Annotated in this window: 6 protein-coding genes; 1 reads left to right on the top strand and 5 read right to left on the bottom strand. The window is 35.7% G+C overall.

Translation table 11 applies throughout. The features are described from left to right. Positions 1 to 188: 188 nt before the first annotated feature. Genes atpE through ABWO41_RS14860 form a run of 4 tightly spaced genes read right to left on the bottom strand, consistent with a single transcriptional unit; the run spans position 189 to position 2,240 of the window. Entirely contained in the window at positions 189 to 395 is a 207-nt protein-coding gene (atpE, locus tag ABWO41_RS14875; protein WP_132224361.1) for an ATP synthase F0 subunit C, read from the bottom strand. Between the two features lie 44 nt (positions 396 to 439). Then, positions 440 to 1,588 carry a F0F1 ATP synthase subunit A gene (gene atpB, locus ABWO41_RS14870; RefSeq protein ID WP_353139740.1) on the bottom strand — a complete coding sequence of 383 codons (1,149 nt, stop codon included), beginning with the start codon at positions 1,586 to 1,588 and terminating at the stop codon, positions 440 to 442. 14 nt (positions 1,589 to 1,602) lie between these two features. Further along, on the bottom strand, positions 1,603 to 1,989 hold the full coding sequence (locus tag ABWO41_RS14865) for a hypothetical protein (protein WP_353139737.1): 387 nt from the start codon (positions 1,987 to 1,989) through the stop codon (positions 1,603 to 1,605). A gap of 14 nt (positions 1,990 to 2,003) precedes the next feature. Further along, complete coding sequence (locus tag ABWO41_RS14860; protein WP_353139734.1) at positions 2,004 to 2,240, bottom strand: AtpZ/AtpI family protein; 237 nt, start codon at positions 2,238 to 2,240, stop codon at positions 2,004 to 2,006. Between the two features lie 208 nt (positions 2,241 to 2,448). On the opposite strand from ABWO41_RS14860, the gene ABWO41_RS14855 reads away from it, so the two are divergent. After that, a complete protein-coding gene (locus tag ABWO41_RS14855; protein WP_353139731.1) occupies positions 2,449 to 4,686 on the top strand; it encodes a penicillin-binding protein 1A in 2,238 nt (745 codons plus the stop codon). A 73-nt stretch (positions 4,687 to 4,759) separates the two neighbouring features. Here ABWO41_RS14855 and ABWO41_RS14850 read toward each other — a convergent pair. Then, positions 4,760 to 5,582, bottom strand: an 823-nt coding sequence (locus ABWO41_RS14850; RefSeq protein ID WP_353139728.1) for an aspartate aminotransferase family protein, incomplete at its 5' end; no start/stop codon positions are given.

Below are 5,582 nucleotides of genomic sequence, written 5' to 3'. Positions count from 1 at the left end.
GACTTCATTACAGGTTTCCATGCAAATTTTGTTAGAACAAACAACAAAATCACAAAGCCGATAGTCTGCCAAAATATTAAGCCAATCGCTGGGGTAACTAATTCCATTATCTTTAAATTAAATCTTTATTATTACTAAATATAAAAAAGACTTGTTGATGGCAATCCCATCAACAAGTGCTTTATTTTTTAGTTACCTAAGAAGGCAACAACTACTGCGAATAATGCAACAGCCTCGATTAGGGCCGCAGCAATAAGCATTGCAGTTTGAATTTTTGAAGCAGCTTCGGGCTGGCGGGCAATGCTTTCCATTGCAGAACCACCAATTTTACCGATACCAATTCCGGCGCCGATTGCGGCTAATCCGGCTCCAATTGCAGCTAATGTTCCAGTCATTTTAATTTAATTTATATATTTAGTTTAACAATAATGTTCAAAAATTAATGATGCTCTTCAATGGCCATTCCAATGAACAGAGCAGAAAGTATCGTAAAGATAAAAGCTTGAATAAATGCTACCAGCAATTCTATTAAGCTTATAAACAGAACGAATAAAATTGATGCAGGAGCAACAGCTACTGACTCAAAGACAAATATTAGCGATATAAGAGCAAGAACTAAAATATGTCCGGCGGTAATATTCGCAAATAAACGAATCATCAAGGCAATAGGCTTTGTAAAAACTCCTATTATCTCAACAGGAATCATTAAAGGATATAACCACCAAGGTACATTAGGTCTAAAAATATGTCCCCAATAAGCTTTATTACCACTAAATAGAGTAATTAATAAAGTAATTGATGCCAATACCATTGTTACTGCAATGTTTCCTGTAACATTAGCTCCTCCTGGAAAGAATGGCACCAAACCAAACATATTATTAAACCAGATAAAGAAAAACACAGTCAATAAATAAGGCATATAACGTTCATACTTATAACCTAAATTAGGTTTAGCAATATCGTCGCGAACAAAAATAATGATTGGCTCAATAAGAGATTGCAAACCCTTAGGAGCTTTGCCTTCACGTTTTTTATAAGAATTTGCAACACTTATGAATATAAAACATAAAGCAGCAATTGAGAGTAGAATGGTAAACACATTTTTAGTGATTGAAAAATCCCAGGGTTTTGCATTTGAAACCACGTGTTCACCTTTTTCATTAGTAGTCATGCTTAAGAAAGAACCATGTTCAGCTTCTTCCGAGGCATAATAGATCTTATTATGGTACCTAACAAAACGTTGACCGTTCTTTTCAACTACTACTACTCCATCATGATCTAATTGAAAATTCTTAGCAGAGAATGTCACCAACCCTTGGTCTGTCAATAAAATAATTGGGAAATAAATACCTTTCCAATTTTCACCCTCGCCAAAAAAATGAAATTCATGAGCATCGGCAATATGATGCAGAATAAAATTGTTGATATCAAGCCCATTTTCTTTCTCTAATTCTTGAAGAGATTCACTTTCAACAGAGCTTGTCGATGCTATGTCATTTTGTGCACTAGAAGTAGAAAAAGTGAAAAGAAGCGCGAAAAACGCAATAATTTTAGCACCCCTTGAATTAAAAATATGGCTGAATTCCATCTATTCCGTGTTTTTTACATTTTATTTTGGTCGCGCAAGTTACGCAACAAACAGATAACTTCAAAGAGAGTAAATAAGAAATATATATAAAAAAAGTTTCCAGCTAAAACCTTTTGATTTTCAGCAGTTTTAAGAAATAACAGCAATATCATCGCTAAGCTAAATATCATCTTTACTGTTAACCCTCCTAACACATTTAAAACAGAATTTTGCCCCCCTTTTTTTATACCCAAATACGAAATAATATAAACGATAATAGTAAGAAAAAAAAGAAAAAAGGCTATGAGTAGAAACTGTTTACTTAAGAAAGAAATAGAAAAGAAATATTCAACACCGTAAGGAAGAATAACTATCAAGCCTGCAAAAGCTGAGAATAGAAGAAGGAATTTTAAAATGCTCATCTATGGTTTTAAAATTATTGCTTTTTAACAGACTTTATAACCGAATATAAGCTTACACAAACTCCCAGCAAACTCAATAGAGCTGTAAAGACGGGCTTTTGATTATCCATATTCTGATCTATCTTGTATCCAATAAATGTAAAAACGCCAATAATAGCAATCATTTGAAACCCTAAGCCTGAGTAATAAGCATATTTGCTTAAGTTATTCTCATCTTCTTTCTGGTTTGAGCTTCTTTTAAAAAATGCCATATATACTCCCCTTAGTCTAATTCCTTCCCTTTTTTACTAACAAGGCAAATATAGAGGTTAATTGGGAACTATAATTTATGAAAGTGCTATTTCCAGATAAGTTTCAAAGAAAAATAAAAGACCGTATCTTTGTCACGAGAATCAGGCGATTAAATTAGGCACGAAAATCGCTATAAGATTAAGAACGAAATAAAACGCTAATATTTAAATGCAGCGACAAACAAAAAAAAATCAATTAACGACCGAAGACATTAATAGATATACCCGTAATTTCTGGAAAATTCTAGTTGGACTTCTAGTATTCGGTTTTCTATTTATACTTTCTGTTAGGTTAGGGCTATTCGGCCCTTTACCTTCTTTCGAAGACCTTGAGAACCCTAAGAACAATTTAGCTAGTGAAGTAATTTCAGCAGATGGAAAGGTACTGGGAACTTATTTTTCGCAAAACAGATCCAATGTTACTTATGAAGAACTATCACCGGATTTAATTAATGCTCTTATCTCAACAGAAGATATCCGGTTCTATTCTCATTCGGGTATTGACTTCAAAAGAACCTTTTCCATTATTCTATACAATTTGGTAGGGAAAAAACAAGGTGCAAGTACAATTACTCAACAGTTAGCTTTAAATCTTTTCTCAGAAGGAAGATCCCGAAATACAGCAAAAAGAATTATCCAGAAATTCCAAGAATGGATTACAGCTGTTCGACTGGAAAGGAACTACACAAAAGAGGAAATCATTACCATGTACTTTAACACCGTTGATTTCGGTGCTTATAATACTTATGGTATAAAATCGGCCGCAAAAACTTATTTCGGTACTACTCCAGCGGAACTTACCGCAGAACAAGCAGCCGTTTTAGTAGGTATGTTAAAAGGTACCTGGCTTTATTCTCCAATAAGCAATCCGAAAAACGCATTTAACAGAAGGAACACAGTTCTTGAAAACATGCGAAGAGCGGGTTTCCTAAACAGAGAACAAGCAGAAGAGATAAAGCAAAAACCTCTAGTCTTATCCTTTAACCCTGTTAGTTACGGAGAAGGTCTAGCCCCTTATTTCCGTGCAACTCTAAAAGAAGAATTAAAAAAGATATTTGCAGACAACTCACGAACAAAAGCAGATGGCACAGCCTATGACCTAGATAGAGACGGACTTAAAATATATACAACCATCGACTCTAGAATGCAGAGATATGCAGAAGAAGCTCAACGCGAATGGCTTCAAAAGCTACAAGATCAGTTCAATAGAGAAAACAAAAACAGAGATCCATTTAAGAATTATCAAATCCTGCTTGATCAGGGCATCAAACAATCAAGCCGTTATAGATGGCTTCAACAAGATGGACTATCCGAGGATGAAATCCAAAAGAACTTTACAGAGCCTACCAAACTATCCGTTTTTAGTTGGAGAGGAGTGATTGATACTGTTATGACTCCGTTAGATTCTATTCGCTATCACAAGTTAATTCTTCGTAACTCAGTAATGTCTATGGAACCTAAAACAGGATTCGTCAGAGCCTGGGTTGGAGGGATTGATTTCGAACACTTTAAATACGATCAGGTTAAAGTAGGAACTCGTCAGGTTGGATCTACTGCCAAACCTTTCACATATGCAGTAGCAATTGACAATGGATATTCCCCTTGCTACCAGGTACCTAATCAGCCGATATCTATCGGAGACTGGACGCCTAGAGGTACATCTATAGGCAGTCCTATTACTTTACGAGCAGCACTTGCAAATTCACAAAACTTTGCAACAGTAGATATAATGCAGCAAGTTGGACCCGTTCCTGTGGCTAATCTCATAAAAAATATGGGAATAACAAGTCCGGACCTAAAACCCCTGCCTTCTATCAGTCTAGGATCTTTTGATGCATCCTTATATGATATGGTAGGTGCCTATTCTGCGTTTGTAAATCATGGTGTATGGACAGAACCAACTTATGTTTTAAGAGTAGAAGATCGGAATGGAGCTGTTATTTACGAGCATAACCCAAAAATATCAGTTGTTTTAAACGAACAAACTGCTTATGTAATGGTGGATATGTTAAAAAGCGTTGTAGATGCCGGAAGTGGTAATCGCTTACGATGGATGTTCAACTTTAAAAACCCAATGGGCGGAAAAACAGGAACAACCAATAACAATTCAGATGCATGGTTTATAGGAATAACGCCTGATCTTGTAACTGGCGTATGGACAGGTGCAGAAAACAGAGCAATTAGTTTTAGTTCTACTGCTATTGGCCAAGGTGCAAATGCAGCCTTACCAGTATATGGATTATATTTACAGAAAGTATATGCAGACAAGACACTTAAATACACACAAGGAGATTTCGAGCTACCAAAAGGTGGTTTACAAGTCACGTTAGACTGCAGCCAATATTATAACCAGTATTATCAAGGTGAACAAGAACAGGAAACAATCGAAGATCGTTTAGGAATCTAATATTATATATCTTTTAATTGAAAAAGGGCAGTAATTTATAATTACTGCCCTTTTTCAATATTATAATAGCTTATTAATTACCATTTCTAAAAACAACTTCTAAGCTTTCAAAAATTGCTCGTTTCGCTTTTTCTAAATCAGTCTTTGTATGTGCATTTGATACAAAACCTACTTCATACCCTGAAGGGCCAAAATATATTCCCCGATTCAATAGCTCGCGGTGCATTACCTTGTATTTCTCCATACTTTGAGGATCAATCTCTGAAGCAGCGCGAATATGTTCTTTATCAGTAAAGGCTATCCAGAAAATCGAGCCTGCCGAAAATATCTTCACTTTATAGTTCTTTGCAGAAACATAACGCTGCAATGCTTCTACAAATGCTAATGCTTTACTATTTAATGATTTATAAACTCCGCTTTTAAGCACGCTCAATTGAGCAATACCGGCAGCCATAGCTATCGGATTACCTGACAAGGTTCCAGCTTGGTAAACATTACCATCCGGAGAAATACGGCTCATAATTTCATTAGAAGCGCCATAAGCACCTACAGGCATGCCTCCGCCTATAATTTTACCATAGGTAATAATATCCGGCTGCACATCGTAGTAAGCAGCAGCGCCCTCAAATCCTAATCTAAAGCCTGTAATAACCTCATCAAAAATTAACAATGCATTATTTTGCTGTGTAATCTCCCGTAAGAAATGAACATATTCTTTTTCCTGTATCAGTAAACCATTATTAGCCGGAATACCTTCAATAATTACAGCTGCTACCTGATCTTTAAATTGAGAAAAAGCTTCCTCAACGGCTTTCCTATCATTCAATGGAATAACAATCGTTTCTTCAGCAAAGCTTTTCGGGACTCCTGCTGAAGAGGTTTCACCAAATGTTACT

This window comes from Pseudopedobacter sp. (assembly GCF_040392825.1).
Classification (GTDB): domain Bacteria; phylum Bacteroidota; class Bacteroidia; order Sphingobacteriales; family Sphingobacteriaceae; genus Pseudopedobacter.
This window is presented reverse-complemented; position numbering and strand designations above follow the sequence as displayed.